The sequence below is a fragment of the Nitritalea sp. genome, assembly GCF_054166705.1.
Genome location: NZ_JBSZCV010000020.1, coordinates 84,369 through 109,071 on the forward strand (window position 1 = coordinate 84,369; position 24,703 = coordinate 109,071).

Annotated in this window: 21 protein-coding genes; 12 read left to right on the top strand and 9 right to left on the bottom strand. The window is 50.2% G+C overall.

Annotated elements, in window-relative coordinates; genetic code table 11:
- Window positions 1–17 precede the first annotated feature (17 nt).
- From ACXIT9_RS13855 to ACXIT9_RS13870, 4 genes are all read right to left on the bottom strand, one after another.
- Window positions 18–2,561 (bottom strand): M14 family zinc carboxypeptidase, encoded by a 2,544-nt coding sequence (locus ACXIT9_RS13855; RefSeq protein ID WP_458056838.1) that lies wholly within the window; start codon window positions 2,559–2,561, stop codon window positions 18–20.
- Window positions 2,562–2,656: 95 nt separating this feature from the next.
- Window positions 2,657–4,114: an SLC13 family permease gene (locus ACXIT9_RS13860; RefSeq protein ID WP_458056839.1), complete on the bottom strand. Its 1,458-nt coding sequence runs from the start codon at window positions 4,112–4,114 to the stop codon at window positions 2,657–2,659.
- Between the two features lie 380 nt (window positions 4,115–4,494).
- Entirely contained in the window at window positions 4,495–4,965 is a 471-nt protein-coding gene (locus ACXIT9_RS13865; protein WP_458056840.1) for a cold shock domain-containing protein, read from the bottom strand.
- 155 nt (window positions 4,966–5,120) lie between these two features.
- Entirely contained in the window at window positions 5,121–5,609 is a 489-nt protein-coding gene (locus ACXIT9_RS13870) for a hypothetical protein (protein ID WP_458056841.1), read from the bottom strand.
- Between the two features lie 109 nt (window positions 5,610–5,718).
- On the opposite strand from ACXIT9_RS13870, the gene ACXIT9_RS13875 reads away from it, so the two are divergent.
- Window positions 5,719–6,867, top strand: a complete 1,149-nt coding sequence (locus tag ACXIT9_RS13875) for an XdhC family protein (protein ID WP_458056842.1) — start codon at window positions 5,719–5,721, stop codon at window positions 6,865–6,867.
- A 4-nt stretch (window positions 6,868–6,871) separates the two neighbouring features.
- A complete protein-coding gene (locus tag ACXIT9_RS13880; RefSeq protein WP_458056843.1) occupies window positions 6,872–7,480 on the top strand; it encodes a nucleotidyltransferase family protein in 609 nt (202 codons plus the stop codon).
- On the opposite strand, the gene ACXIT9_RS13885 is transcribed toward ACXIT9_RS13880, so the two are convergent.
- Window positions 7,457–8,608, bottom strand: a complete 1,152-nt coding sequence (locus tag ACXIT9_RS13885) for a cysteine desulfurase family protein (protein WP_458056844.1) — start codon at window positions 8,606–8,608, stop codon at window positions 7,457–7,459. The genes ACXIT9_RS13880 and ACXIT9_RS13885 overlap by 24 nt on opposite strands.
- Window positions 8,609–8,806: 198 nt before the next feature.
- Between ACXIT9_RS13885 and ACXIT9_RS13890 the strand changes: the two genes are divergently transcribed.
- The 5 genes from ACXIT9_RS13890 to hrpB all read left to right on the top strand — a co-directional run bounded on the left by ACXIT9_RS13890 (window position 8,807) and on the right by hrpB (window position 15,724).
- On the top strand, window positions 8,807–9,220 hold the full coding sequence (locus ACXIT9_RS13890; protein WP_458056845.1) for a c-type cytochrome: 414 nt from the start codon (window positions 8,807–8,809) through the stop codon (window positions 9,218–9,220).
- Between the two features lie 12 nt (window positions 9,221–9,232).
- Window positions 9,233–9,706, top strand: coding sequence for a (2Fe-2S)-binding protein (locus ACXIT9_RS13895; protein ID WP_458056846.1), 474 nt, complete (start codon window positions 9,233–9,235; stop codon window positions 9,704–9,706).
- Window positions 9,694–11,814: a molybdopterin cofactor-binding domain-containing protein gene (locus ACXIT9_RS13900; protein ID WP_458056847.1), complete on the top strand. Its 2,121-nt coding sequence runs from the start codon at window positions 9,694–9,696 to the stop codon at window positions 11,812–11,814. The genes ACXIT9_RS13895 and ACXIT9_RS13900 overlap by 13 nt, the downstream gene beginning before the upstream one ends.
- A gap of 261 nt (window positions 11,815–12,075) precedes the next feature.
- Window positions 12,076–13,227: a Gfo/Idh/MocA family protein gene (locus ACXIT9_RS13905; RefSeq protein WP_458056848.1), complete on the top strand. Its 1,152-nt coding sequence runs from the start codon at window positions 12,076–12,078 to the stop codon at window positions 13,225–13,227.
- A gap of 4 nt (window positions 13,228–13,231) precedes the next feature.
- Window positions 13,232–15,724, top strand: coding sequence for an ATP-dependent helicase HrpB (hrpB, locus tag ACXIT9_RS13910; protein ID WP_458056849.1), 2,493 nt, complete (start codon window positions 13,232–13,234; stop codon window positions 15,722–15,724).
- Between the two features lie 80 nt (window positions 15,725–15,804).
- Here hrpB and ACXIT9_RS13915 read toward each other — a convergent pair whose 3' ends face one another.
- Window positions 15,805–16,425, bottom strand: coding sequence for a hypothetical protein (locus ACXIT9_RS13915; protein ID WP_458056850.1), 621 nt, complete (start codon window positions 16,423–16,425; stop codon window positions 15,805–15,807).
- A gap of 55 nt (window positions 16,426–16,480) precedes the next feature.
- On the bottom strand, window positions 16,481–17,008 hold the full coding sequence (locus ACXIT9_RS13920) for a HEAT repeat domain-containing protein (RefSeq protein ID WP_458056851.1): 528 nt from the start codon (window positions 17,006–17,008) through the stop codon (window positions 16,481–16,483).
- 67 nt (window positions 17,009–17,075) lie between these two features.
- On the opposite strand from ACXIT9_RS13920, the gene ACXIT9_RS13925 reads away from it, so the two are divergent.
- On the top strand, window positions 17,076–17,858 hold the full coding sequence (locus tag ACXIT9_RS13925) for a hypothetical protein (RefSeq protein WP_458056852.1): 783 nt from the start codon (window positions 17,076–17,078) through the stop codon (window positions 17,856–17,858).
- Window positions 17,859–17,909: 51 nt separating this feature from the next.
- Here ACXIT9_RS13925 and ACXIT9_RS13930 read toward each other — a convergent pair whose 3' ends face one another.
- Window positions 17,910–18,359: a hypothetical protein gene (locus tag ACXIT9_RS13930; RefSeq protein ID WP_458056853.1), complete on the bottom strand. Its 450-nt coding sequence runs from the start codon at window positions 18,357–18,359 to the stop codon at window positions 17,910–17,912.
- Window positions 18,360–18,465: 106 nt separating this feature from the next.
- Window positions 18,466–18,882 (bottom strand): STAS/SEC14 domain-containing protein, encoded by a 417-nt coding sequence (locus ACXIT9_RS13935; protein ID WP_458056854.1) that lies wholly within the window; start codon window positions 18,880–18,882, stop codon window positions 18,466–18,468.
- Between the two features lie 110 nt (window positions 18,883–18,992).
- On the opposite strand from ACXIT9_RS13935, the gene ACXIT9_RS13940 reads away from it, so the two are divergent.
- The 4 genes from ACXIT9_RS13940 to ACXIT9_RS13955 form a co-directional block, all read left to right on the top strand.
- On the top strand, window positions 18,993–20,393 hold the full coding sequence (locus ACXIT9_RS13940) for a serine hydrolase domain-containing protein (protein WP_458056855.1): 1,401 nt from the start codon (window positions 18,993–18,995) through the stop codon (window positions 20,391–20,393).
- A 300-nt stretch (window positions 20,394–20,693) separates the two neighbouring features.
- The gene (locus ACXIT9_RS13945) at window positions 20,694–21,818 is read left to right on the top strand and encodes a DUF4221 family protein (RefSeq protein ID WP_458056856.1); all 1,125 of its coding nucleotides are present in this window, start codon (window positions 20,694–20,696) and stop codon (window positions 21,816–21,818) included.
- Window positions 21,819–22,241: 423 nt separating this feature from the next.
- Window positions 22,242–24,224, top strand: a complete 1,983-nt coding sequence (locus tag ACXIT9_RS13950) for a tetratricopeptide repeat protein (RefSeq protein WP_458056857.1) — start codon at window positions 22,242–22,244, stop codon at window positions 24,222–24,224.
- Window positions 24,225–24,322: 98 nt separating this feature from the next.
- Window positions 24,323–24,703: hypothetical protein (locus ACXIT9_RS13955; protein WP_458056858.1), on the top strand; the 381-nt coding region annotated here is incomplete at its 3' end.

Consider the following 24,703-nt stretch of genomic DNA (forward strand, 5'->3'; position numbering starts at 1 on the left):
TCGTAAAAGGGAGCGGCCTACATGCGGTCCCCAAAGTAGAGTGCATTAAAGAAAAGCCTGTTGGTACCGAACCAGGTCCCTCGGAAATTAGGATTATCGATAAAGTGCACCACCGTTCCAGAACCAAACTTCGACACGGAAACACTCATCGCCTTGGGGATTTGAGTCAAGTTCCGTTCCGAAACATAGCCGGAGAGTAGTGGCAGCTCTTCATAGCGAACGGGGTTTTGGAAGGGATCCGCCACGGGCGCAAAGAAAATGCTGCTGTTTCGGTATACCGGCAGGCGTTCTCGCGTATACCCAAAAGCCAGAGGATGACTTAAATCCAACCGCGTGGCGTAGATACTTCCCCCGATGCTTTGGGCACCGTAATAATCACGGCGGTTTCCAAAACCAAGTCCCTTTGCGGGTGGGGCCATCGGAACCTCTTCCAAGCTTGTTAAGGCGGTGATGCCGGCACGTGTCAACCATTGATTAGCGCCTTTAATAGCGATCAGAACTCCTCCCCGGGAGAGCCAGTCTTTCAGATGGCTAAGGCCACGCTCACCGATTCCACTGTAATCGCCCGAGGCCAAAATCAGCGTATTGTACGAGTGTAAATTAACCCGACTGAAACGCTCCACGTCTACTTTTGTAAGCGGCAGCTCCAACTGTGTATCTAGAAGATGCCATATTTCTCCCGCCTCCGTAGAGGTTACACCCGAACCAACGAGCATGAGGGCTCTTGGCTGTCGTATCGCGCTGACCTGGTTGCTGCCCAGATCGATTCCTTGCTTACTAAGGCCAGTGGAAACAGCATAGACCTGCTGAGAGAGGCTTTGCGCTTCGCGCAAAACCAAGGCTTCCACCTGTTCGGCTGGCAACTGCTGAAATGCCAGCGGGATGAGCAGCGTTCCCGACCCAAAGCTTCGCTCACCCAGATGGGTTTCCGAGGTGAATGCACCGCCACTGGCTTCCACATGTACACCAGCACGCTGCAAGCGCTGCAGCAGTTTCGGGGCATAATAGTCTTCCCAGGCGATGAGGTAGCCCACAGAAGGGCGGGTATCGGGCTGCTGCAAGGAGGCTGCAGGTAGCTCCGTAAGGGGAGAACCACCCGGATTTTGGCGTAAGCCTGCATGCGGCATGTCATACGCTAGGGCCATACTCCAAGCCGAGGCATCGTAAAAGACCGAGTCCGCAAATTCTGTCACACGCTCAAAGATGCTGCGCACCATGCGGTACTGAGGCTGTCGGGTGGGCACTAGCCAAGATTTTCCTGCCTCATAGCGCTGCCCGTCTTGATTTATAGTCGACTGATTTTCAATAACCTGTATCTTATGTGCAAGTAAAAGGTTTAAGAATAATCGGTTTTTACTTGCATCGTTAGGATCCCCGAAGACATAGGCCCGGGTAGGAGAGGAGGCCGCCTCTTGTTCGGCCATCTCGAAAAATTCCCGCAGGTAGCGATGCATGAATTCGCGCGACTCGATGGCCGCTTCTAAGGTCGCCAGCGCGGTCCTAAATTGGTTGCGAATCGTAAACGCAAAAGTAATGGGGCCGCGCTGTGAGTCTTGCACATGGCCGCGGGAGCTTCCCTGCTCGAAGACTAGGCCGAGGCCTCCCTGAATATCAGGGTAGGTGGAACCGTAGCCCGGGTAGCTATTGTCAAAAACCTCCTTCGTCCAGTAAAGTGAGCCGATTGCATCCAAGTTCTTGGCAAAATAAGGCACAAAGCGCTGCGTCACTTCTTCATAATTTTTACGTGGTACCACAGGATTTTCGGAGCTAAAGGGCTTGGTGGGCTCGAAAAAATAGGTACTATTCGTCCCCATCTCATGAAAATCGCCCACCACATTAGGGTACCAGCGGTGGTACCAGGCCATTTTTTGCTGTAGCTCCACCTGTGTCAGCGGCAACCAGTCTCTGTTTAGGTCGAACCAGTAATGATTCGAGCGTCCCCCCGGCCAGACTTCATTGTGCTCACGATCTAGCGGATCTGACACAGGTGGAAAGGCACGGTGCATGTTGGCCCAGTGACTATGCCGGTCTCTGCCGTCAGGATTAATGGCGGGATCGATGAGGACCAAAGCCTCTTGACGCACGCGCTGTGCCAGTTCACCCTCCGCCGCCACCAGCCAGTAGGCGCTGAGAAGGGCGGCCTCAGTCGTAGAAGGCTCATTTCCATGAACGGAAAAGGCTAAATTAACGATCGCGGGCATCTTACTTACATCAGGCAGCGCTTGGCCCGGGCGGGTGAGTTCTAAATGTTGCTGTCGGATTTGCTCTACGTGAGCAGGATCCGTGTTTTCGGACACATAAAGCACCAGTTGAGGCCGCCTTTCATGTGTATAGCCGATGATTTCCAAGTGCGCATAGGGGCTAGCTTCCGCCAAATACGCTAAATAGGCATGCACCCGGTCGTAGCGAGTATGGAATTCCCCTATGGGGTAGCCCAGAAATTCCTCGGGGGACTGGATGTTGGAACTAAAACGTTCACCTTCAGGGAAAAAGTAGCTTTGGGCCGGAGCCCAAAAGGAGAGCAAACAGGCTGCCAGTGACAGCAAGATACATTTTCGCATGGTTTTTAGGATTAAATCCCTGCCAACATCCAGCAATTTTCCGCTTCTTGCAAGTCTTTTCGGATGGAAGGTTGATGCGCTACCTGAATAGTTAGTTAAAAAGGGTAGTGGTGCAAGTCGATGTTCCAGACCAAGGGCAAAACCAGATAAACGAGCAGGCTGATCAGCAGGACAGAGAGCAAGTTGAGGAGAAAGCCTGTTTTCAACATATCGCGAATTTCCAGGTAGCCAGACCCAAAAACGACGGCATTGGGAGGGGTAGCGACAGGCAGCATAAACGCGCAGGAGGCCGCTAAAGTGGCACCTACCATGAGGCCGTAGGGGTGCATGCCCACTTGTAGGGATACGGCAGCTAAAATAGGGAGCAAAACAGAGGCTGTGGCGACATTAGAGGTGATTTCGGTCAAAAAATTAACGACGAAGACGATACAGAGCAGGAAAAGCAAGTAAGGCAGTGTTTCCAGCAGAGCAAAGCGCAGCCCGATCGCTTCGGCTAGGCCAGTTGCCTGAAAACCATCAGCTAGGGCCAAGCCACCTCCAAAAAGCAGCAAGATACCCCAAGGGATGTTTTCAGCTGTTTTCCAATCTAAAAGCTGGACCCGAGGTCGATTTTTCTCGCCTGCAGGCAAAATAAACAAAAGTAAAACACCTCCTAGGGCGATGAGAGTGTCGTCTAATGCAGGAATAAAAGTTTGGAGCTGGCTCCGAAACATCCAGGCCATGCTCACGAGGCCAAAAACGAGGGCAACGCGCACTTCTGGCTTCCGGATGGGGCCAAGGGCGGTAAGTTGCTGGCTGACTTCGGCGCGTGCTTCTTGCAGTCCCGGAGCCTTTGGGAAGGAAAAGGCATGATAGGCGAGGTAGTACCAGCAGATGGCCAGCAGCAGTAGGGAAACGGGTAAGCCAAAGCGCATCCATTGGCTAAATCCGATGGAAATGCCATAAAACTGTTGGATCATCGCCGAGAGGGTGATGTTCGTTGGGGTACCAATCAGGGTGGCCAGTCCACCGATGGAGGCGCTGTAGGCGATGCCCAGCATGAGGGCTTTGCCGGTAGGCGAAGGCCGACTGCTGCTGTTAGCCCCATCCAGCTGCTGGGTGACAGCAAGTCCGATGGGGAGCATCATAAGGGAGGTGGCCGTATTCGAAATCCACATGGAGAGGAAGGCGGTGGCGCACATAAATCCGAGCAGGATGCCCCGGAGATGGTTGCCAAGCAGCAGGATCACATGTATGGCCAGGCGCTTATGCAAATTCCATTTTTCGATGCTCACGGCCAACATAAACCCACCCATGTAGAGCAGTACCATAGGATGTGCATAGGGAACGGCTGTGGTGCTGATGCTGCTGATCCCCAGTAGCGGAAAAAGCAAGAGCGGCAGTAAGGCGGTAGCTGGAATAGGGACGGCTTCGGTCATCCACCAGGTGGCCATCCAGAGTGTGATGCCCAGCATGGCACGTGCTTCCGTGCTGAGCTCGGCAGGAATTCCGGACCAGAGAAAAAATAGAAAAAAGGCGGGGCCTAATAGGCGCCCGATGCTGCTGGCTGTCACGTGGCGTAAAGTGTTAGAGGAGCTTTTGCTGACGTAAATTTACTCAGCTCATCGTTTATACGCATGCATGTTACGCAATTTGATTTTAATTGCAAATGCAAAAGCTTTTTTTGTGTGGAAGGCAGTTCATTTCTGGGTGTTTTGAGGAGAGGTTTGAAATTTTTACTTCATTTCTACGTGGGCCGAGGAGGTCTTTAAAATCTCTATTTAACATAATATAAATTATATAACAGATAATCAAGTAGCCATAGCCTAAAAAAAACGCCCAGACACCATCTTTTCGTGTCTGGGCGCATTACCCTTGTACTGCGGCTTTTTCAACCAACAGTTTTACTTTTTGATGCCTTGTTTGCACAGCGGCATCTTCTAAAGAAAACCGTTTATTTCTTGGAACTTACTAAACTTACGCCTACAGCACTCACACCACGTGGCGTCTTCGCTGTATCGTAATAAACTAAATCGTTCGCCGTTACCTCTTCCACACAGTCGTTGACGTGAAAGAAATACTTCTCACTCGTTAATTGATCTACGATAAAACCGTAGCCTTTCATTGGATTAAAGTAATTGACCCTGCCTGTGCGCTGCTCACGCTGACCAGCAGCACTGCCCGCAGGGGTACTCACATGAATGTCATTCGGGTCGATCTTCTTCTTCGGCTTCGTCTCGTCTGGTGGCGTGTCTGTAAAGTTGCCAAATTCATCTACATACACCAACATCTCATCTAAACTTACACTGCCGCGCTCTGCCTTGGCTTCCTGACGTTCTGCTCGCTTCTCAACTTTCTGTTGCTTTTTCTTTAATTTCTTTTTTTCCTTTTCTTTTTTACTGAAGGTCTCCCTGCTTTTTGACATGCATTTAATTTTATATGATACAAGCTAAAAATATCCCCAAACCCTGAGGATCCTGAACACACTTGCGCCACCAAGCATCCGTCTTAACTTAATAAGTTAAAAAATTTTAACAAATGTACGAAAAATAGGGATAAATTCCAATTTTAAGGCGAAAATCAAAGCTCCATCGCATGCTCTAAGTCAGCTAAGCGCTCCTCATAGTCGTACTGCAGGTCTTCATGGATTTTTTCAAAAAGCCGCGTGCACTTACGCACCTGCGTAGCATAAACATTATCCACCTGTCGGGCATAAAAACGAAGTAAATCATAACGCAGCATCTCCTCACAAAAGTGTAGGATCAACTCCAACTGCTCCACAGGGTCTTTGGTCATGCGCAGGGTTTTGGTCAACTTATTCCGGACCTTGACGATGCTTTTTCGAGCCGTATGATAGTTGGAAAAATTACTCCCCGAAAACTGCTCACTGATAAACGCACAAGCATCCTGAACAAAAGCCTGTGGCTCATAACGCCGCTGAAAATAATAAGATATAAAGAGTTTGTTACTAGTCTCAAACCGCAATAAAGCCTCTACGGTCTCTCGAAGTTGTGCTTCGTCCATCAACTTCAACTCTTTTTTTAATTCACTCAAAGATTGCGCTTTCATGGTTTAAAATAAAGCAGTACTGAGCGAGAAAAAAAGCGTGCGCAAACAAAATTGCCCAAAACAAGCGTTATCTTACCGAAATTAAGGATTCGCCAGCCGATTATTCCCCATGTTACACGAAATAAAAGCCATTTTAAACGCTTACACCACCTTTACCGCAGCCGGCAAGCGCTGCGCACTCGCCACCGTCGTCGACGTAGCAGGTTCCGCCTACCGTAGACCCGGTGCCCGCATGCTCGTAGCTGAAGATGGAGACTTTGCAGGCGCCATCTCGGGCGGTTGCCTCGAAGGCGATGCACTAAAAAAAGCACGCACAGCTATTTTAAAACAGCGTCCTTCCCTGCTCGTGTATGATACGCGCCAGGAGGATACGAAAAATTTTGGCGCTGGACTGGGTTGTAATGGCCTGATTCACGTCTTGGTAGAACCTATTCTACGCACCACACCAACTCCAATCGAAGCCCTACAGCAAACCCTAGACAGCCCCGATGCAGTCCTGCTCTGCACCGGCTATGACCCACAGCCGCTGGCTAAAAAACATGCCGGTACCCACTTGCCGATTGCCGCTAATGCGCTCCAGATCGAGGAAGTGACTTCTATTTTAACCAGCAGTCAATTTATACAGCAAGAAGAAGGTCAGCTGTTTATATCCCAATGTGAGGAGGCCACTTTGCTCCAGCGCAACCTTCGCTGTAACCTTTCCCAGCACCACTTTTTTCTTCAATATATCCCCAAACCGCAGCGACTGGTCGTCCTTGGAGCAGGAAATGACGTGCAGCTTTTGGCCCAACAGGCCCTCCTACTAGGCTGGGATCTCCTGCTTTTGGACGATCGAGAATACTATCTGCGCCCTGGACGATTCCCCGAAGCTGTGCAGACCCAACTCATCACAGCGGACACTTTTCCTTATACGCTGCTACGTCCGGAAGATGCCCTCCTGCTGATGAGTCATAATTTTACCCAAGAAAAAAATTTCTTGGCTGCCTTACCCGTGCAGCCCTATCGCTACATCGGCATGCTGGGACCGAAAAAAAAGTTTGTAAAAATGCTGGATGCCCTTCGTGCCGATGAAGTGCCCGAAGATGTGTACCAACAGGCAGCCGCTGCATATGCGCCGATCGGCCTGCAACTGGGAGCAGAAGGGCCAGCGGAAATTGCCTTAGCGGTTTGCGCAGAAATCCTTGCGGTACGCAAACAAATGGCGCCGAAACATCTTAAAGACATAGAAGGACCCATACACAAACATGTCTTAGGATAATCGCATGCAAACACCTCAAATCGGTATTTTACTCTTGGCAGCAGGCGCTGGAAGCCGCATGAACGGCGGCGTAAAACAGCTTCTGCCCTACCAGACCCTCACCCTGATCCAACACAGCATTAATGTCTATCAAAGCCTCTCTGCTGAGGCGCGACTTGTAGTGCTCGGAGCCCATCAAGAGGAAATATCCAAACAAACGCATTGGCAGGATTTTCAAGTTGCCGTGAATGCCAACTGGTCCCGAGGCATGGGCCACTCCCTCTCCTATGGCCTTGAACTATTACTTCAGGGAAACCACTTGGATTATGTGCTCATCGCACTGGCCGACCAGCCTCTGATCGAGCGCCCACATCTAGAAGCTCTCGTGGAGCTAGCCCTACAAAATCCGGGTAAGATTATTCAGAGCGCTTTCTCCGGTGAAACGGGTCCTCCTTGCCTCTTTCCAGCACGTTTTTTCGATGCGCTTTTGCGCTTAGATGGGGCCCATGGGGCCAAAGGGATCGCGGCCAAATACCCAGAAGCTTGTCTGACCCTTGACTTACCCGAGGCGGGCACAGACATCGATACTCCAGCCGACTATCAGGCGCTCTTACGCCTCCATACGGGCAGTTAAGGGGCGTAAATGATCCGCCAAAAGCGCCAAACAGTGCGTGATGTCTGCAGACTGAGTCTCTAATCCGAGAGAAAAACGGATCCCTTTTGTTGCCGCTTCCTCGCTTTGGCCTACGGCCAAAAGCACATGCGAGGGACGCAATCGCTGCCCACTGCTGCAGGCAGCACCACTACTAAGGGCCAATATGTGCCCTGTCCGCTGAAAAAAATCGGCTACAGCATATCCTGGAAAGCTACCATGGCACACATGGGGAAGACCTTCCCGATGGCTATGGATATGAGCCGCTGGAAAATGCTTCCGTATACCTGCTTCCAATTCCAAACGTAGCGGTCGAATATGCGCAGCGTAGCGCTCGGGATAGCTTCTAGCCTTCCATGCCGCGAGTCCCATCCCCACCAAAAGGGGCACGGCCGCAGTTCCCGCACCGTAGATAGGGGCCGAATTTCCCCCATGTAGCAGACGGAAAGACTTATAAAGTGGGCGCAGCTCTTCTGCTAAGTAAAGAGCTCCAACACCTTTCGGTCCGTAAAATTTATGCGCTGAAAAAACACACGCGGAGAGTTGACCGTAATTCAACTCTATTTTCCCGAAGCTTTGGGCGGCATCAGTAAGGAGTGCCAAACCTCGTTCACGGGCGAGTTCAGCCAAGGTTTCCAATGGATAAATCCACCCTGTCTCATTATTCGCTGCCATACAAATCAATGCACGGGTATGGGGTAGTATACAATCTTGAACTTGATTCAAATGCAGCTTACCTTCCTTATCCACAGGTATGTATGTAATATCGGCACCGTTCAACTTAAGCTGTTCCACACAGGCCAGCACGGCCTTATGTTCCGTGGGATTGACCAGATAGTGTCGTTTTTGCCTAGCATGTGCGGCATCGAAGCCCAGTAGCATGACGTTTAGCGCCTCTGTAGCACTGCCATGAAAAGAAAAGCCATCTGCTTCCAAGCCACTTGCCAGCGCTAAGCGCATGCGCGCTTCTTCCACCGCATCTGCTGCGAGCCAGCCGGCACCATGCAGCGCCGAGGCGGGATTTGCGAAATGCGTCCGAAAGTACGGCAACATACCGTCGAGGACTTCTTCATCGAGAGGCGTAGTGGCATTGTAATCTAAATACAGCATGTGGGAGTTGGAATTTGCGAAAGCCAGCGTCCTGAAACGCTAGGAAAGTTTGTTAAAATAAGCCAAAAGCCCTATCTTAAGGCCTGTTTTCACCCGATTTTAGACAAACGGCTATTCTAGACCTTTAGTGGTTAAACATCCCTACTGGGCAAAAAGTTGAAGGCCTAAGTTAAAATCTGAATCTATATACATCTTTATATGCTAACAAAATCCCTCGTGGTCAGCGCCTTCGTTGTGCTGCAACTGTTTTCCTTAGCGTTATCGCAGCAGGATGATTTGGCGGCCAGTAAGGCACGCGGAGAAGTTATCTACGGACGTTCTTGCAGTTCCTGCCACATGGCGGATGGCAAAGGAATGGCAGGCACCTTCCCTCCTTTGGCGCAAGCCGATTACCTCCTAGAGGATCCGGAGCGTGCCGTACGCATCATCCTAAACGGACAGGCAGAGGAGATCGTGGTTAATGGGGAAACCTATGATATGCCCATGCCCGCACAGGCCCATCTGGAGGATCAAGAGGTGGCCGATGTAATGAATTACATTTTGAACAGCTGGGGAAATGAAGGCGGCACGATAAGCGCGAAAAAAGTAAAAGAAATACGTAACAGACCATAAACCCAATTCCATATGGCAAAATTCACCTTGAACATTAACGGCAAGCAGCATGAGGTCGATGTAGACCCGCAAATGCCCCTCCTATGGGTGCTGCGTGATGAGCTGCAGCTGGTGGGCACCAAATACGGCTGCGGTGTGGCCCAGTGTGGCGCCTGCACGATTCACCTTGATGATACTGCGATACGCTCTTGCTCCCTCCCAGTTTCGGCGATCGGCCAGCGGAGCGTCACCACCATCGAAGGCATCAGTGAAAAGGGAGATCATCCCGTGCAGCTGGCTTGGCGCGAGGTGGATGTGGCCCAGTGCGGTTACTGCCAAGCGGGGCAAGTGATGCAGGCGGTAGCACTCCTGAAGCGAACCCCGAATCCAACAGACACGGACATCGAAAATGGTATGTTTAACATTTGCCGCTGCGGCACTTATACGCGGATTCGCAAGGCCGTAGCACTGGCAGCTGAGAAAGGAGGTAATGCATGGAAGGAGTAGGAAAAATAGCCCGCCGGGACTTTTTAAAGGTCACGAGCTTGCTGGGAGGAGGTCTTCTCATCGGCTTTCCTTTCGTAGGCAAAAGTGAAGCAGTAGCTGCCACCGACTTTATCCCGAATGCCTATATTAAATTGACGGCCGACGGCCAAATCACCCTTTTGGCTCCCAATCCAGAAATCGGACAGGGCGTGAAAACGGCCTTGCCCATGCTGCTGGCAGAAGAGATGGACCTGGACTGGAATAGCATCAAGGTGGAACAAGCACACTTCGATGCCAAGAAGTTCGGAGTGCAGATCGCTGGCGGGAGTGGCTCGGTGCGCAATCGCTGGGAAGAAACCCGGAAGGCGGGAGCTACAGCACGGCTGATGCTCGTGCAGGCTGCCGCCCAAAAGTGGGGTGTTTCGCCTGAAGCATGTACCACCCAGGCCGGCAAGGTGATCCACCCCAAGGGAAGTCCGTCCTTAGCGTATGCCGATCTTGTGGCTGAGGCTGCGAAGTTGCCCGTGCCCGAGAACATCAGACTTAAGGAGAAAAAAGATTTCCGCCTCATCGGGAAGCGTATCGAAAATGTGGACAACCCGGCGATTTTAACTGGAAAGCCACTTTTTGGCCTAGACTACAGAACCGAGGGGATGTACATGGCAGTTGTGGCCCGTCCTCCCGCCTTCGGGCTCAAGTTGGGGTCCTTCGATGCCAGCGCAGCGGAAGCCATCCCCGGAGTACATAAGGTGGTGCAAGCAGGCGATGTGGTGGCCGTATTGGCCAAAAATACCTGGACAGCAAAAAAAGGACGCGATGCCTTGAAAATTGACTGGGTAACCGATAGCCCTGCAGAAAGCAGTGCCGAGCAAGAAAAAACGATGGCCGCGCTGACGGAGACTTTGGCCGAAAGGCCTACCCGAAAGGATGGGAATCCCGAAGAGCAGCTGGCTAATGGTACTGTGCTGGAGGCCTTGTATGAGGCGCCTCTCCTCCCCCATGCCACGCTAGAGCCCATGAACTTTTTCGCTGATGTGAAAGGAGATCGGGCCTATCTGTATGGGCCCGTGCAGACGCCTGCCCGTACACACGCCGAAGTAGCCCGTGTGCTGGGTATACCAGCAGAAAACATCGAAATAGGACTGAGCCGTATGGGCGGTGGCTTCGGTCGTCGCCTGATGGCAGATTTTACCTTGGAAGCTGCGCAAATTTCTGCTGCTGCACAAGAGCCGGTGCTGCTCGTTTGGATGCGCGAAGACGATATGCAGGCCGGCATGTACCGTCCGAATGGGCGCTATCGCTACAAAGCGAAAATTTCCGATGCGGGCCAGATCCAAGCCTGGCATCTTTCTGCTGCTGCACTCAACAGCCGTAGAGCTTCTCTCGGGCCCAGCTTTCCGGCGGGTACCTTAGAAAATTTCCGTATCGACGATCATAATCTCTCCAGTAACGTCACCACAGCGCCTTGGCGTGCGCCCAACCACAATATCGTCTGCTGGGCAGAGCAAAGCTTCCTCGACGAATGTGCCCACGCTGCTGGAAAGGACCCCCTGCAGCTGCAGCTGGAGCTCCTGGACCGAGCCATCGCCAATCCTGTGGGTGAGCTCAACTATGACCCGAAGCGCTATAAAGGCGTTATCGAAGCGGTAGCGCAGATGAGCAAGTGGGACAATAACCGTTCCGGAGGCCCTCGTTTTCAGGGTTTTGCCGCGCACTACTCGTTTATGAGTTATGTGGCCGAGGTCGTTGAAATCGAAATGGTCAACAACAAGCCCAAGATTGTAAAAGTCTATGCTGCGGTGGATTGTGGCCAGGTGGTGAACCTTTCGGGAGCAGAAAACCAGATCGAAGGGGGTATCGTGGACGGTATCGGGCATGCGCTCTTCGGTGAGCTGACGCTCAAAGAGGGGAAAGTGGCCGAACAAAATTTCAATGCCTACCGGCTAGCCATGCTCCGCGATGCCCCAGTGCAGATCGAGACCAAGTTCCTCGACACACCGTACCCGCCGACTGGTTTGGGAGAACCGGGCCTGCCCCCCGCCATTCCTGCCTTTACAAATGCCATTTTCGCGGCTACAGGCAAGCGGGTGCGTCGCCTCCCTTTATCCAAAATGGATTTTTCAGCTTAAGCAAGTGGCAGCTTCGGCAGCCACTTCCGTTTAGGGTCATTTACTTCCTAAAGCCTGGCTACGGCCGGGCTTTTTTTTATAGGACATCCTCAATAAGCTGCTAAGGGCCAGCTAGCCCCCCAAACGGCTTATCCCCATTCGTGGAGAAACAGAAAGATGCTGAGCTGCTGCCCCGCTGGACGGGCAGGAAAGGATTTGCTGTGAAAACAGCCCTAAATAAAGGAAAAGCCGTATATTTAGCCTATTAAACCTATCCTAACCATGAAAAAAACCGACACTATTAATGCCGCCATTGTGGGCACTGGATTTATAGGCCCCGCTCACCTGGAGGCCCTACGCCGTATTCCGTATGTGCAGGTACTGGGACTTTGCGAAGCGAGCCCCGAACTGGCTGCTGAAAAAGCAGCCCAGCTGGGCATTCCTCGCGCCTATTCTTTCGAAGACATGCTGCAGGATCCAGACATCCATGTGGTCCATATTTGTACGCCCAACTTTCTCCATTACCCTCAGTCGAAGGCTGCGCTCTTAGCAGGCAAGCACGTGATCTGCGAAAAGCCCCTAGCAAATCGTGCGGAAGAGGCGGAAGAGCTTTTGGCTATCGCTAAGGAAAAGGGGCTCATCCATGCTGTACATTTTAACTTACGCTACTACCCGATGGTGCGCCAGATGAAAGCCTTGCGCGAAAAAGGAGAGCTGGGTGAGATTTTTGCCGTGCTCGGCTCCTACCTCCAGGACTGGTTGTTCCTGCAGACAGACTATAACTGGCGCCTGGAGCCAGATAAATCGGGCGACTCACGCGCCATCGCGGATATCGGAAGCCACCTACTAGACATCACCGAATATGTGACCGGGCTTTCCTTAAGTGCCGTCATGGCGGACTTCTCTACTGTGCATAAGACGCGCTTTAAGCCGCTAAAGGCGATCGAAACGTATAGCGGAAAAAGCTTGCAGCCAGAGGATTACGAAGAGGTGCCCATCCATACTGAAGACCATGCCACTGTGCTGCTGCGCTTTACGAATGGCACCAAGGGTTCCGTGACGGTCAGCCAGGTACATGCAGGAAGAAAAAATCGCCTCAATATCGAAATCGCAGGCTCGAAGGCCAACCTAGAATGGAACTCGGAGCGCCCTAATGAGCTCTGGATCGGCAAGCGGGAGACAGCCAATGGCCACCTGCTAAAAGATCCTGCACTGGCAGAACCTGCGGCGGGACAACTCATTTCATTCCCGGGTGGGCATAATGAGGGTTTTCCCGATACCTCGAAGCAACTCTTTAAGGAGGTCTATGCGGCCATTCGTGCAGGACAACCGCAAGAAGGACAATATCCGGACTTTGCCGCTGGCCTGCGGGAATTAATCATTTGTGAAAAAATCGTGGAAAGCGCTAAGAAAGACGCTTGGGTCCATATCTAAATGCATGGAGATCCGTTTACCTGAATTGCCCATTTCGGGTGCGCTAGGGCAAATCCAACAGGCCCTAGCCACCCATCCCAACCTCATTTTACATGCGCCACCCGGTGCTGGAAAAAGTACAGTGGTTCCCCTCGCGCTGCTAGATGCCCCCTGGTTGGAGGGTAAAAAAATTGTTATGCTCGAACCCCGACGACTGGCTACCAAAGCCATCGCCGAACGGCTCGCTTCCCTTTTAGGGGAACCTCTGGGCGGTACGGTAGGTTACGCGATCCGATTTGAACGAAGGTCAAGTGAGAAAACACGGCTACTCGTGGTCACCGAAGGGGTCCTCGGGAGGATGTTGCAGAACGACAATGCGCTCGAGGAAGTTGGCCTGGTCATCTTCGATGAGTTTCATGAGCGCAATTTACAAGCCGACCTGGCCATGGCTCTTTCCCGGGAGGCACAGCAACTGCTTCGGCCTGATCTGCGGCTTTTACTCATGTCTGCTTCCATGGATTTTCAGGCGCTATCTGCCCTGCTGGAGGCTCCCGTACTGGATGTTCCGGGCCGAATGTATCCTGTGGAAATTCACTACATCGGCGATGTAGTACCGGAGCTTTTGCCGCAGGCCGCTGCCGCCACCGCACTTCGCGCTATGCAGGAACAGGAAGGTGACCTCCTCATTTTTTTACCCGGAAAAGCAGAGATAGAGGCCTGTTGTGCTGCCCTACATGCTGAAGTAAATCGGCAGGAAGTAGCCATAAAACCTTTGTATGGCATGATGAACCTGGCTGCACAGCAGCAAACTCTCCTGCCTCATCCAGGGGGTAAAAGAAAAATCGTGGTCGCGACGAGCATCGCTGAAACCTCCCTCACCATAGAGGGTGTCAGCATCGTGATCGATGGAGGGCGTAATCGACAGGCCGTTTACGATGGACAGTCTGGCCTGAATCGGCTGGTGACGATTCCAGTGTCTTTAGATGCCGCCACGCAGCGTACGGGAAGAGCCGGTCGCTTGGGGCCCGGGCATTGCTACCGCCTCTGGTCGAAGGCCAGTGAGTTGCGCATGCAGGCATTTCGCCAACCGGAAATAGAGACGGCAGATTTAAGCGCCCTACTGCTGCTTTTATTGGATTTTGGTGTGCAAGACCCCTTTAGCTTGCCTTGGCTGAGTCCCCCGCCGAAAAAAGCCATTTATCAGGCTTGGGAGCTGCTGGAAGCTTGGGAAGCGGTAAAAGGCACAAGGCTGACCCCACATGGCCGTCAGCTTTTGGCCGTACCCGCCCCTCCTCGACTGGCTCAGCTGCTCCTGCAGGCCAAACGCTTGGGTATCGGTTCCTTAGGGGTGGATCTAGCGGCACTTTTGGAAGAAAAAGATCCGCTGCCGCAACTGGGGAGCGTGGATATCACGCTGCGTCTCGAGGCTTGGTATCGTTTGCGAAGCCAAAAAAAGCCCGATGGCCTTCGGAATTTCAGCAAACTGGAGAAGGTCGCTCAGCAGTATGCCCGGCATTTGGGAGTGAAAACCAACCAGAAGCCGCCCGACCCCTACCAGGTGGGCCTCCTGCTCGCCTATGCTTTTCCAGAGCGCATCGCCTGCCAACTTCCCCAGCGCAAGGGACATTTTCAGCTGGCGAATGGCACCTTGGCCCAAATCCCCGGCCATGACGACATGGCCTTCCAGGCTTGGCTGGCCATCGGGGAAGTAAATCCTCGGGAGCGAGTCGGAAAAGTCTTTTCTGCTGCACCGCTAAACCCTGCGGATCTTAAGGATTTCTTACGTGAAAGTAAACGTCTTCAGTGGAACCGAGAGGAAGAAAAGGTGCAAGCGCATCTCGTTTTGCGCTTGGGCGCCATCGAGTTAAAGCGAACACCTACAGCGGATTATACAGATGATGAGGTCTGGGAGGTGCTGCTTCCAGAGCTTCGTAAAAGAGGGAAGGCGCTTCTCAACTGGGACGAAAACGTCATGCAGTTTATTCTACGCCTCTATTTTCTGCGCTGTCAGCAGGGAGAAAAATGGCCGGATCTACGGCCCGACACGCTGTTGGCAGGAGATCTGGACTGGCTGCGGCCCTACCTGACTCAGGTGCGTGATGCCAAGGCCCTGCAGGCGATTGAGCTGGAGCAGGTGCTGCTGGCATGGCTTCCCTATGAGCAGCAGCAGGTCTTGGATCGGCTGGCGCCAAAGTCCATCTTGGTGCCCACCGGCGCCGCCATCCCCCTCACGTATCGGGAGGATGGGGAGGTGCCGCATCTCCGCGTACGTCTGCAGGAAATGTTCGGGCAGCTGGAGACGCCTACTCTTCTGGAGGGAAAATTACCTTTGGTGTTGGAGCTGCTGTCACCGGGTTTCAAGCCGGTTCAGCTGACGAAGGATCTGCGAAGCTTTTGGGCGGAAACCTATTTTGAGGTGCGAAAAGAATTGCGCCAGCGTTACCCCAAGCACGCCTGGCCCGAGGATCCTTTGCAGGCCGCTCCCATGCGTGGCGCCAAGCCAAGGCCCTCTAAATAAAACATGCAGCCTCCGCCCTGTTGGGGGCTGCATGTTTTTCGGATACCCTGCCGCAATTTGCTCTTTGGTCCCGGACGGGCCTAGCGCACCTGGTAGAGAAAATGCTTTTCTGTGAGATGCTTGTGTAAAGAATCAAACTGTTTCAGCTGGATCACCGGGGTCCTATTCCGCTTCAGCTGCTCCAAATACTGCTCCTTCACCTGGTGGAAATCCTCAGGTGCGCACATCGCCGCCAAGGTTAAGGCCCGGCAGGCTTTGTTGACATAGGCCTGCATCTGTAAGTTGAGGTGAATTTTTTCCAAAAAGATCGGTGTCAGCACCTCGGGTTCCTCATGGCGGTCCAGCCAGCGAAAGCCTTGATGCACCATAAAGCGCTCGAACTTGTCATAATGCAAGGCGAGCTCTCCTGGGTGATTAATAAACTGGCGGCGGGGCATTTGGGCATCTACATGATCAAGCGGGCTGATGTAGGTGAAGCTTTTTTGGCGGTACTGGTGAAAGCTGGGCAAAAAGGTGTAAATGGTCTCTTCTACCTCTTTCACGCGGATGCCAAGGTGAAATTCTAAATAACTGTAGGAGTCGCTTTTGATGTAGTGGTGGAGCACCACCTGCTTGCCGTAGGCACTGGGCTTGGTAAAAGCCTCTATCTCTTTATCGTAGTGAAAGCCAAAGTCGGTTAGGAAGTCTTCTATCTGATCCATAGGGGATTAAAGGTGAGGATGAACTGCTTCTTAACCCCCATGGTTTTAATTTGTTTTAGTCGGCACGGAACATGTCCTCTAATTCGGCGATTATGGCCCCTACCTCGGCGGCTTTTTCGGCCTCATCGGCCAATGTTTGATTGCTGTTATTGAGGAAATGACTGAGGTGTTTCTTTGCTTTTTTAATCATTCTTGGACTAATCGAAAAATCAGTATAATCCAAATAGTTTTTGGCTAAACGGCTGGCTTTGAAGTTGCCAAACAAATAAATGCGTACCACTTCTACGAAATGTTCACTTAGGTCAAATCCCTCTAAGGCTTCTACTAATGCCCCGTTTCGCTGCTTGTTTTCTGGAGCTAAGATAAGGGTCATGAGGGGTTCTAAGGCGGCGGCATTATCTTCCATCCCACTCAGGGCGCGTGCGGCCAGGTACTGCAGGGCCTCATCTTCCTGATGCAAGAGGTCCACCATCGCCTGCAGGGCTTCGGGTGTTCCGAGCTGTCCGATTCTGTCGGCAAAAAAATAGGCCTCCTCTTCGTTTGGATCGGTGATTTTGGCGATGTAGTAGGATAAGTCTCGCATCTTTTTTTTGCAAAGGTAGGCCTTTCGTCTGAATTCCCCAGCACTATTTTTGGTATCTTTACCCCTTATGGAGAGGATTCGGATCTCAGAACAGGAGGCCCTGAGGCTGGTGGAGCACTGGAAAAAGCAGGCGGGGCTGTCGCTGCATCGCCCGGAGAAAAGTATGCTGCTGGAAGTCTATCAGGGGCAGCAGCGCCTAGCCAAGTTGCGCCCGGGCATCGCCCAGTCTTGGAAAGGGCTTAACCTCCAGCAGGAGCACGATGTGCATGTGGCCCTCTGCTACATCCAGTCCGGCCAGGCCTTAACCGCTTTTTATGAAGGAGATACGCTCCTCGACCACAAGGTTTTCCGGGCTTATATGGTACGTAAAAAGCAGGGGAAAAGCCAGCTTAAGCATTTGAAAACCAAAGGGAAGTCGCGGGCTGGCTCGCGGATACGTCTAGCCGAAACGCAGCGGTTTCTGATAGAAATTCATGCTCGCATGGCGCATTATGAGGCGCTATATCGGGTGGACCGCATAGCCTTTCACTGCTCCGCCTTGTTGCTCCCACATTTTTTTGGGCAGGGCGCCAGCTTTACCAAGGAGGATGCACGCCTTCGCCTGCTAGATGCTACCGTGGAAAAGCCTGGTTTTGCCTATTTGGATGACATTTGGGCGCAAGCCCGCTACCCGGAGCTCAGGTATTTTCCAACTCATGCGGATGCCCTCGGCCTCTCGAAAAAAGGGCTAAAAAGTGACGCGTTTCTAGCGCCTAATTCCGGAGCTGCCCTTCCCTATCCGAGCCCGGAGGAGCCGGCACAAAAAAAATCCTCGTCAGCCCCTGGTGAAGAGGAAGACGAGGATTGGTAAGCCTGCGATGTGCCTGCTAGGGAATCCCCAACAGGCGGCCTTCGCTGAAAATTAAGGGCGATCGGGCACGGACTTATTAAAGAAATCGCGCACGAAGGCCAAAAGCTGATTGGCAGTCATCTGGTCCGCAGATTCTACGGCGATCCACTTCTTTCCGAAGGTTTTATTCTCCTTTATATGGTTAATGAACTGGTCTTTAAACTTGCCAGGCCCGAAAATCAAAATGTCCTCATAAGGTACCAGCTTTTGCTCCAGCAACTTCAGGTATTCGTTAATTTCATTTTGGGTGATGTTATTTTTCCGGTATTCATTATTAGAAATGTGCTCGTTGTTCGTGCTAAAGCGGGTGGTATCGGGCTCTTCTCCGGGAATACGTTTAACGGTTTCTACCGGTGAGTCCACGATTTCGTACAGTTCCGCCTGACCATTTTCATATTTAAAGATGCGGGCCTTGGCTTGGTCAAGCCATACCCCTACTTGCGGAAAAGAGTTTGTTTGCATGGTTTTGGGTTTTAAAATGGAACAATTCTTTGAAAGGTGTACGTAATTTACACAAAAAAGGCCCAAAATCCCTGCCAAAAGTCCATTTCCTCCCAAAGAATCCTGCTTAGGAAGGCGTCATTGTCTCGGAGGAGTCTGCCCCCATGCGCTGCTCGCACCAAGTAAGGGCCTCTTCATTCGTCTTGAAGAGGGCATAGGGGACGGGTTGGCGCTGAAGCGCAAAAATCGCTTTCAAAACAGTCCGCACCAGGGTGTTTCGGATGACATAGGCCGTTCCCCGACAGTAGCGCTGCATCAAGTCCTCATGGGTTTTCAACCAGTCGGCCTGCATTTTTTGGAGGGCGGTTCCGGGAATGCTGGCCTGGCTGGCGTCGAACAAGAGGCAAAGCGGCTGCTTTTCGGCATAAAGGGCAAGGGTCTCTTGGAGATAGTTTTCGAAATTTTCTTTCGTTCCTGCCGCGCCAGTAAAACGGATCAGGACAATTCCCTGCATAAGGGGGGTAAAGGTGGCGTATGCTTCCATAGCCTATCAACCTTCCTACCCGACAGAATGTTAGCGTATTTTTTGGTGAGGTCCTAAATTGGCGGTAATTTTATCTTTTGTAAATAATTAATGTCATTTCTCCATTTTATATGCGCTTAGCTCACTTGCTCATCGGGTGCCTTATAGGCCTTTTCCTGCTGGCCCAGCGGCCGGTTTTTGCTCAAGATCCTTTTCCAGAAGCTACCCTCGATAGCTTGTTTGCGAATCTTTTAGAGGTAGAAGCATTTAATGGCAATGTGTTGCTCATCGACCAGGGAGAGATCGTGTACCAGAAGAGTTTCGGCTGGGCAGAAGAGCCCGAGCGTCGCCCGTTAATGCCCGACACACGCTTTGAGCTCGCCTCCGTATCCAAGCAGTTTACTGCCATGGGCATCGTGCTGCTCCAGCAGCAAGGGAAGCTGACCTATGAACAGACGTTGGCGACTTTTATCCCCGAGCTGGCATTTTATGGGGACATTACGCTGCTCCAACTGTTACAGCATACCAGTGGCCTGCCTGACTACATCGAGCCACTGGCCGAGAAGGCCCCTGATGTGGAGTTTGTGACCAACGAGACGCTGATTCAGTATTTTGAGGAACAGCAGGTGCCGCTGGACTTTCCTCCGGGGACAGATTTTGCGTACAGCAATACCGGCTACGTCTTGCTCGCCTCCGTGATCGAGCGGGTTTCCGGTCGTTCTTTTGGGGAATTTTTGGAGGAGGAGTTGTTTCAGCCTTTGGGCATGGCCCAAACTACTGTTTACCAACGTTTCTATGCGCCCAGAGAAATGCCAAATAAGGCCCTCGGCTATGGCCTGGGCACCGATGGTCAAAAGGTAACTACTGCGGAGCTGGGAAAGGATTTTTTCACCTATTTCCTCGACGGTATCGTGGGCGACGGTATGGTCACTAGCACGGTGGGCGATCTCTACCTATGGGATCGGGCGCTGCGGGAAGGCGACTGGTTGGACGCTACAAACCGGGACCTGCTCTATACGACGGCGCGAACGGCAGATGGGGAGAAGCATCCGTATGGCTTGGGCTGGTTCGTGGAAGAGGACCCTGTTTTCGGTAAAATCGCTTTCCATGCTGGGGGCTGGGCTGGCTTCACCACGTACATAGAGCGCCACTTGGACACCGACAAAGCGCTTATTTTGCTTTCCAACAACAGTTTGCCGAGCACCACGCTACCCGTTCGCCCGATGCGGCGGGCCCTGTATGGCGAGCCTATCCAGGAGGAGCGCAAGATCAAGCCCAGCCAGCAAACCTTGGAGGCCTATGTGGGCGTGTATGGGAGTGAAAACTTTCCTTTGACCATCACGGTGACGGCAGAAGCGGGGACCTTATTTACGCAGGCCACGGGCCAAAGTGCCATTCCGATGGTGGCCTACGAGGGGCATGTTTTTAAATTTGAGCCGGCCGGGATCACCCTTATTTTCCAACCCGAGGTGGGTCAGTTCACCTTATTGCAAGGCGGTGCGGAGCTGCTGTTCGAAAAAATCACGGATTAGCAACACTGAGAACGAATTCTTATTCAGTTATTTATAACCAAAAAAGTAGTGCGATTTCTCTAAAAGGGTTTGAAAGTGGCAACACTTTTTCGCATTTTACACGCTTAACATCTATGGTCAGATATTAACGTGGAGGATGAGCTCGGTTTTCAACGTATTAAATTGGATTTCGGAAAGTAAAAGCCATAGCAAAATGCTTGGCTGTTTTAACTATCCTGACACCATCTCTTCCTACTTCACTCTTGCTGCATGGTAGACTGAAACGTTTTGTATCTCTGGCTTTTTCTGTATATTACCTACATGAAACCAGGTAGTTTTTATTTATGCGGCATTACCTTTTTGCTGTCCTTTTATATTCTTTTTGCCTGTTCCTCCAAGGACGGGCAGAAAAGCCGGGATGTTTTTTATGGTCATTTAGTTGATTTTATACAAGATACGGTTTATTTAGAAAAAGACGCGCAAACCGCAGCGCTGCCAGCTAAGTGGCATTATGTTCCTACCGCATCAGCGCTTTTTGCCATAAACCAGGGGGAGCTGCTACAGGTCCCCTATCCTGCTTTAGCTCCTTTGCGCAAAACTCCTTTGGATAAAGAAGGGCCAGACGGCATTGGTCCTTTTAGTTATGGAAGTCTATTTACTTCTGAATTTTTCTTGGTGCTAAACAGTCCCAAGGAGTTGATTCAACTTAATTATTCAGGTAAGGTGATTAAGCGCATACCCTTTCCGCAGGAAAGCGATTTACCGCACAGCATTTTCACTACACTGAAAGGTCAAAGCATGCATTTTGATTCGGCACGGCAGCGCGTTGTGTTACCACGTATTCCTTTTATCCTTAAGGAGGAAAGCTTGCGTCCTTTGCCTTGGATTTGGGAGGTAGATATGCTGAGGGACAGCGTACAGCCTTTACAGACCTTTTCATTTCCTACTGGGTATAAGGAGTTTACCGATGATGTGGAGCTAGGCACTTATTTCAATCTCTATCAGGAGGCTACGGGTATGCATGTAATTTCTTTTGCGGCATCGGACTCTTTGTTGCGCATCGGGAAAGAGGGCGAAGATTGGGTTTTTGCAGCTCCCGCTGCAAAGATGAACTTCGTAAAGGGAAAAGCAGTGGAACAGGGGGACATGGTTTACTTTGTACCTAATCCCGAGAGCAGTCGCTATGGTTCCTTGCAGGAAGATCCATATCGTTCGCTTGTATTTCGACACGTGCTTGTTTCTGAGGTGCGTGAAGAAGAGAAGGTGCGGCGTGACAGTCGTTTTTTGGTATTTGATGCTCAATTTACGCTTTTGGCCGAGCTAAAGTTCGATGGCGGGCGTCTCTCTTCCCAGGCCTTTTTCACTCCTACCGGCATGTACCTGAAGCTCCTACAGCATGAATCCGATGATTTTGTGGGTTATGTACGTATTGATTTAGTGTTTTAGGGCATACGTATTCCTAAGGAGAATAGACTTGTATGTTAAGTCCTCTTCTACCTTCCTGTAGGAGAGGAAGTAACGCGCACTTTTTATATCTGCCAACTTTCAAAACCTCTTTTTTCAATCAGATACGCACAGCTGGTTTGGAGTTGGGTGATGGCAGTGTATGAAATCATTGTTTTATCATGATCATTTCCAAAGTCACAGCTTCAAATGCGAAGGAGAAAGAAACCTACGTCAAGTTGAACGTCACTAAGTGCACAGACCCTGATTAGTATGGCAAAACACGCACTTTCTCTAGTATGGGAAGATGGATCATAGGAATTTTAGATTAAGCTCTTCGGGTTTTTTGTTTTATTTGATTTTTTGTCCATCCAAGCGCTAAGGACTATCTTTACAATTGCATAATTATACATGAGACCGACCCCAATGAAGATATTTTATCAACGCTCTGAATTTCTAAAAAAGCTTTTTCCTTCTATCGATATTCATGATGACGAACAGGTGTTAGGTGCATTGAAAACTTTTTTCAATAACAGTAAACTTAATCCGGAAATCAAACTCTCAGCAGATACCATTGAAGTACTATTTCCAAAAGAGCAATTAAAAGAAGACCCGAAGGTTTTTTCCAAGGCTACAAACTTATGTGCACAAGGAAGATTCTCAGAAGCGCGTCCTCTATTAGAAGAACTTATCAGCAGGTATCCAACGGTTAGTGAATATCATAGAAACCTAGCGCAGACCTACGAAGAGGAAGGCAATTATCAGGAAGCAATTGATATCTTGATAGAAGCACTCAAGTGGGACCCTAAAAATCACTGGGCTTTGATCTTGATGGGAAATATTTACATCCGCTATTTCTCAGATGTGAATACGGCTATGACCTACTTTGACCAGGTGATGGAAGCAGATCCGGATAATTATGTCGCTTTAAACAATATCGGAGGGACATTCCTACAATTGGGCAAACTCACGTTAGCTGAAAAATTCCTCTCCAAAGCCTATAAAGTAAATCCAAAATTTCCTCATATCACCTTGGGCTTAGGTTTGGTGAATTTTGAGAAAGGGGAATTCAGAAAGGCTTTTGAACTGGCAATTGACACGATTAAAAATGAAGAAAAGATAGATGGACCAGTTTATCAAAAAGCTCTCCAGCTTGCATTAGAAGCTGCCAATACCCTCGTCAAACAACAAATTGGAAAAGAAACCCTCGTTGACTACATCAACGAAATCGAAACCTTGACAAGAAAGGAAGTCAGAATTGAAGAGGATTCCACGATCACGACAGCGGCAAAAGTTGAGTTTGCAGAAAATTACAATCGAGATTTTCACTTGGTCAAAACCAATCCAAAATACCCTAATACGGACCATCTAATCGCACACGAACTTACCCACCTCAAACTAGCTGAGGAAGCTCGGCAAGAAGGCGTAAACATGCGCTTTATCGGGAAAGACAGCAAACTCGAAGAGTTCAAGGGAAGCATCAAGACATCCTTGAAAAAACTGGAAAAAAGAGGAATACCTGCGGCGAGCATTTCTAAATATTCGCACGATTTGTTCCATGGAATCCTTGGGCAGGTGTACAATGCACCAATAGACCTCTTTATAGAGGATTATTTATTCAATCAGTTTCCCGAATTGCGCTATGTGCAGTTTATTTCCCTCTATCAACTGAATCTGGAAGCGCACCAAGCAGTCAATGATCCAAAAATCATCGAACTTTCACCTCCCGATATCCTCACCAAAAGCCGAATTTTCAACGTGGTATCTGCCAGACACTTTGAATCACTCTATGGAATCAAAATGGAAAAGGCATATACCGTCAAACCCTTTGAACAGGAACAGATAGATGCTTTCTGGGAAGAATTCAACGAATATCGAACTGATAAGAAGCCGGGGGAAGAATACGAATTGGTTCAGCATTGGGGCGAGGACCTAGAGCTGGATGCGTATTTTCGATTGGAAGAAGAAAAGACAACGAGTTCCGAACCATCTGTTCTGACCAAATCAGCAGAGGATATCTTGGAGCAGATCGAAAATGATCCTTTCCAAAATTCCACCTTGGAAGAGGATGAAGCGGCTGAACTGGAGCTTTTCAAACAACAGCACGCAGGCAAGGACCTCAATATGGCTGTGGCCATGTATATGGTGGGTGCTTTGAACTACTTCAAAAACATGTCAATCGATAAGGTCAAGGAAATAGCCTTTGAAATAGCTATGTTAGGTAGAACTGGTATTAATCCTCAGAAAAAAGGGTACAAATTGAATCTGATTCCTAATACTTCATTTTCTGGATACAAACTTCTGGCTTTTTACTATGTCAGTTGGGCAATTGCCATGCCTGAGGTACTGGGGGACCTTCAGATGCCTTTCGAGAAGGAATTTGAGCTGGCAAGACAGCTAACTAAATAGGTGATATCTTTATCAATCATAAAATAGAATTGCCCTAAAAAGATGAAAAATGCTATTTTAGGTTTTTATTAATTTTTGAGACCAAAATAGTGATGTGAATGAAGCTGATTAACAACCAAGACACGCTCCTTTTAGACGAATTAAAAAAAGTAATTTCTAATCAATCAGAGATTTATATTTCCTCAGGATACTTAACTCTTCCCGCAATCTTCGAATTATGGGAGGAGTTATCACAAGTGAATTCCGTCAAAGTATTGATTGATGGGTCTGTAGAATCGGATTTACGTTTTGTTTATGATGAATCAGAATATCAGAACTACTTCAGTCTAAACTCCTCCTACAAATCGAAGAAAGTTATAAAATTAATCGAGGAAAAATTTCAAGTTAGGACGGGGCATGCTGGTGGTCAGAGATTCATTTTGGTCATCAACCCTGACCAATCCCATTGTTTTTTTATTGTTTCACAAAACCTCAACCTA

What these genes read in the sequence shown, in the direction of transcription:
- ACXIT9_RS13940 (WP_458056855.1), top strand. Translation starts at nt 18,993, where the DNA reads ATGCGCTTAGCTCACTTGCTCATCGGGTGCCTTATAGGCCTTTTCCTG.
- ACXIT9_RS13890 (WP_458056845.1), top strand. Translation starts at nt 8,807, where the DNA reads ATGCTAACAAAATCCCTCGTGGTCAGCGCCTTCGTTGTGCTGCAACTG.
- ACXIT9_RS13885 (WP_458056844.1), bottom strand. Translation starts at nt 8,608, where the DNA reads ATGCTGTATTTAGATTACAATGCCACTACGCCTCTCGATGAAGAAGTC.
- hrpB (WP_458056849.1), top strand. Translation starts at nt 13,232, where the DNA reads ATGGAGATCCGTTTACCTGAATTGCCCATTTCGGGTGCGCTAGGGCAA.
- ACXIT9_RS13930 (WP_458056853.1), bottom strand. Translation starts at nt 18,359, where the DNA reads ATGCAAACAAACTCTTTTCCGCAAGTAGGGGTATGGCTTGACCAAGCC.
- ACXIT9_RS13875 (WP_458056842.1), top strand. Translation starts at nt 5,719, where the DNA reads ATGTTACACGAAATAAAAGCCATTTTAAACGCTTACACCACCTTTACC.
- ACXIT9_RS13895 (WP_458056846.1), top strand. Translation starts at nt 9,233, where the DNA reads ATGGCAAAATTCACCTTGAACATTAACGGCAAGCAGCATGAGGTCGAT.
- ACXIT9_RS13950 (WP_458056857.1), top strand. Translation starts at nt 22,242, where the DNA reads ATGAAGATATTTTATCAACGCTCTGAATTTCTAAAAAAGCTTTTTCCT.
- ACXIT9_RS13925 (WP_458056852.1), top strand. Translation starts at nt 17,076, where the DNA reads ATGGAGAGGATTCGGATCTCAGAACAGGAGGCCCTGAGGCTGGTGGAG.
- ACXIT9_RS13855 (WP_458056838.1), bottom strand. Translation starts at nt 2,561, where the DNA reads ATGCGAAAATGTATCTTGCTGTCACTGGCAGCCTGTTTGCTCTCCTTT.
- ACXIT9_RS13900 (WP_458056847.1), top strand. Translation starts at nt 9,694, where the DNA reads ATGGAAGGAGTAGGAAAAATAGCCCGCCGGGACTTTTTAAAGGTCACG.
- ACXIT9_RS13865 (WP_458056840.1), bottom strand. Translation starts at nt 4,965, where the DNA reads ATGTCAAAAAGCAGGGAGACCTTCAGTAAAAAAGAAAAGGAAAAAAAG.
- ACXIT9_RS13915 (WP_458056850.1), bottom strand. Translation starts at nt 16,425, where the DNA reads ATGGATCAGATAGAAGACTTCCTAACCGACTTTGGCTTTCACTACGAT.
- ACXIT9_RS13920 (WP_458056851.1), bottom strand. Translation starts at nt 17,008, where the DNA reads ATGCGAGACTTATCCTACTACATCGCCAAAATCACCGATCCAAACGAA.
- ACXIT9_RS13945 (WP_458056856.1), top strand. Translation starts at nt 20,694, where the DNA reads ATGAAACCAGGTAGTTTTTATTTATGCGGCATTACCTTTTTGCTGTCC.
- ACXIT9_RS13905 (WP_458056848.1), top strand. Translation starts at nt 12,076, where the DNA reads ATGAAAAAAACCGACACTATTAATGCCGCCATTGTGGGCACTGGATTT.
- ACXIT9_RS13870 (WP_458056841.1), bottom strand. Translation starts at nt 5,609, where the DNA reads ATGAAAGCGCAATCTTTGAGTGAATTAAAAAAAGAGTTGAAGTTGATG.
- ACXIT9_RS13880 (WP_458056843.1), top strand. Translation starts at nt 6,872, where the DNA reads ATGCAAACACCTCAAATCGGTATTTTACTCTTGGCAGCAGGCGCTGGA.
- ACXIT9_RS13935 (WP_458056854.1), bottom strand. Translation starts at nt 18,882, where the DNA reads ATGGAAGCATACGCCACCTTTACCCCCCTTATGCAGGGAATTGTCCTG.